Origin of the sequence: Delftia sp. ZNC0008 (genome assembly GCF_000799035.1) — a bacterium.
Taxonomy (GTDB): Bacteria; Pseudomonadota; Gammaproteobacteria; order Burkholderiales; family Burkholderiaceae_C; genus Comamonas; species Comamonas tsuruhatensis.
In genome coordinates this window covers 1-1,801 of record NZ_JTKZ01000185.1, presented here as the reverse complement: position 1 = coordinate 1,801, position 1,801 = coordinate 1, and the positions used below count along the sequence as shown (strand labels likewise).

Below are 1,801 nucleotides of genomic sequence, written 5' to 3'. Positions count from 1 at the left end.
GCATTCTGCTGGACCGGCAAAAGGAGCGCAGCCAGGCGTCGGCCGGCCGCCTGCGCCGCCAGCATGCAGACACGCGCGAGGCGCTGGACCAGCGCGTGCGCGAGGCGGCACGCCAGATCGACCTGCAGGCCGGCATCCGCATGCAGGCGCCGCCACCGGCCGGTGCTCCCTGCGACGTGGTGGCGCTGCTGGACGATGTGCTGCTGCCGTTTTCCCCGGGGCCGCGCCTGAACCTGTCTCTGTACGGCGGCCAGCGCCTGGCCGTGACCGGTCCCAACGGCTGCGGCAAGACGCGCCTGCTCGATGTGCTGTCAGGCCGCCTTGCGCCCCAGGCGGGCGAGGTGCGCCGCATGCAGGCCTGTGCCTACCTGGACCAGCGCCTGTCCCTGTTGCAGCCCGGGCGCACGGTGATGGAGCAGTTGCAGGACGCCTGCCCCGGCACCCCCGTGGATGTGCTGCGCACGCGCCTGGCCTGGCTCGGGCTGGCAGCCCGGCAGGTGGAGCAGCCTGCGGGCCGGCTCAGCGGTGGCGAGCAGCTCAAGGCCGCCCTGGCCTGCGCGCTGCATGCCGAGCCGCCCGCGCCCCTGCTCCTGCTGGACGAGCCCTGCAACCACCTGGACCTGCCTTCCCTGCAGGCGCTGGAGGCCATGCTGCGCGGCTACGCCGGCACGCTGGTCGTGGTCTCGCATGACGAGGATTTTCTGCAGGCCATCGGGCTGACCGACCGCCTGGTGTGGTCGCCGCAGGGCTGGCGAATGGAGTCCGCCTAGCTTTCCTGCGCTATCAGCGCCTGCAGCGCGCGCACGTCGGTCACCAGCAGCGCCTGGCGCCCCTCCTTGCGCAGCAGGCCGCGCCGGGTGAGGGCGCCCAGCTCGCGCGTGACCTGCTCGCGGTTGGTGCTGATCTTGCTGGCCAGCACCGAGTGCGAAGGCACGGGGCTGATGAGGGCCGTGTGCTCGGGCGATACGCCCGCCTCCCGCGCCAGGCGCAGCAGCTCCATGTGCAGGCGCGTGGGCACGCCCAGGGTGCTCAACTCCATCACGCGGTCGGTCAGCCGGCGCACCAGGCCGGCCAGGCCTTCCATCATGCGCAGGGCAACGGCGGGCTCGCGCGCCAGCAGGGCCAGGAAGTCCTGGCGCGAGAGGCTGGCCAGCAGCGAGGATTCCAGGGTGACCACATCGGTGGAGCGGGCCTGGCCGTCAATGGCCGCCAGGTCGCCGAAGTGCTCGCCGGGCCCGTAGTCACGGAAGCTGACCTCGCGCCCGCCCGGCGAATAGGTGGTGATGCGCACGCGCCCGCTGACCAAGAAGAACACGTCGCTGCCCGTGGAGCAGCGGCTGAACACGGGCTGGCGGGCCTGCAGCGGGCGCCATTCGCAGTCGGCGGCGATGCGGTCCAGGCTGGCGCTGCCCAGGCCCTCGAACAGGGCGATGCCGCGCAGGGCGAAACTGGAGGGCTGCGTGGGGTGGGCCATGGAACCAATAGCGGGCGGAATGTACAAAGATTCTGGATCGGGCTGCGCTGTCCCAAGTTCCTTCAAGCCGCCATTGTTCCTGTCTTGTCCTGCCGTCGGGCGCATCATCCGTTTCCATGGCACGTGTCCTTCCTCCGTCCCTGCCGTCCCTGCCGTCCCTGCGCAGTCTCCACTGGTCCACCGGCCTGGTGCTGTGGACCTATGCGGCGCTGCACCTGTCCAACCATGCCCTGGGCCTGGTCTCGCTGGCCACGGCCGAGGCCGTGCGCGAGCTGGTCCACGGCCTGTGGCGATCCCTGCCCGGCAGCCTGCTGCTCTACGACGCGG

At 71.5% G+C, this 1,801-nt stretch carries 2 protein-coding genes and 1 pseudogene; 2 read left to right on the top strand and 1 reads right to left on the bottom strand.

From position 1 onward, the window contains the following. Positions 1-770 (top strand): ATP-binding cassette domain-containing protein (locus L995_RS06080; RefSeq protein ID WP_047470160.1); only part of this gene is annotated, 770 nt, incomplete at its 5' end. Here L995_RS06080 and L995_RS06075 read toward each other — a convergent pair. Further along, a complete protein-coding gene (locus L995_RS06075; RefSeq protein WP_013800613.1) occupies positions 767-1,474 on the bottom strand; it encodes a Crp/Fnr family transcriptional regulator in 708 nt (235 codons plus the stop codon). The two genes, L995_RS06080 and L995_RS06075, sit on opposite strands and share 4 nt — an antisense overlap. A gap of 116 nt (positions 1,475-1,590) precedes the next feature. Here L995_RS06075 and L995_RS31810 point away from each other — a divergent pair. Further along, positions 1,591-1,801: pseudogene (locus L995_RS31810) on the top strand (adenylate/guanylate cyclase domain-containing protein); the annotation flags it as partial.

What these genes read in the sequence shown, in the direction of transcription:
- L995_RS06075 (WP_013800613.1), bottom strand. Translation starts at nt 1,474, where the DNA reads ATGGCCCACCCCACGCAGCCCTCCAGTTTCGCCCTGCGCGGCATCGCC.